The 397-nt window shown below is 78.3% G+C and carries 2 pseudogenes; one reads left to right on the forward strand and one right to left on the reverse strand.

The features are described 5' to 3' along the window. Window positions 1–280 (forward strand): annotated as a pseudogene (locus ACWGB8_RS37190) (hypothetical protein); the annotation flags it as partial. Here ACWGB8_RS37190 and ACWGB8_RS37195 read toward each other — a convergent pair. Then, a pseudogene (locus ACWGB8_RS37195) lies at window positions 240–397 on the reverse strand (LacI family transcriptional regulator); the annotation flags it as partial. The pseudogenes ACWGB8_RS37190 and ACWGB8_RS37195 overlap by 41 nt on opposite strands.

Raw genomic sequence — 397 nt, forward strand, 5'->3', positions numbered from 1 at the left:
GTACGGGCAGCCCGTGCCGTCGGCGCAGCCGCAGGCGTACCAGCAGGGCTACGGCTACCAGGAGCCGTACCAGGACGGCTACCAGCAGTACCCGGGCTATGAGCAGCAGGCCGCGCCCCAGCAGGCCGCCGCCCCGCAGACCGTGCAGCAGCCGCGGGCCGTGCCGCCGCAGGCCGCTCCGCAGCCGTCCGCCCCGCGGTCGCCCGCCGCACCGGCGGCCGCAGCTGCGGCCGCTGCCGCCGCCGCGCCGTCGCGGCCCCGGATGATCTGGTCGGAGTAGTGCATGACGGCCGGGTCGTCGTCCGCGTCGCTCGCGGCGGCGGCGGCCTCGGCGTCCTGGTCCGCGAAGTCGGGGAAGCACAGCCCGAGCACGCCCGTGGTCCGGCTGGCCAGGCCC

The organism is Kitasatospora sp. NPDC054939 (genome assembly GCF_053610105.1).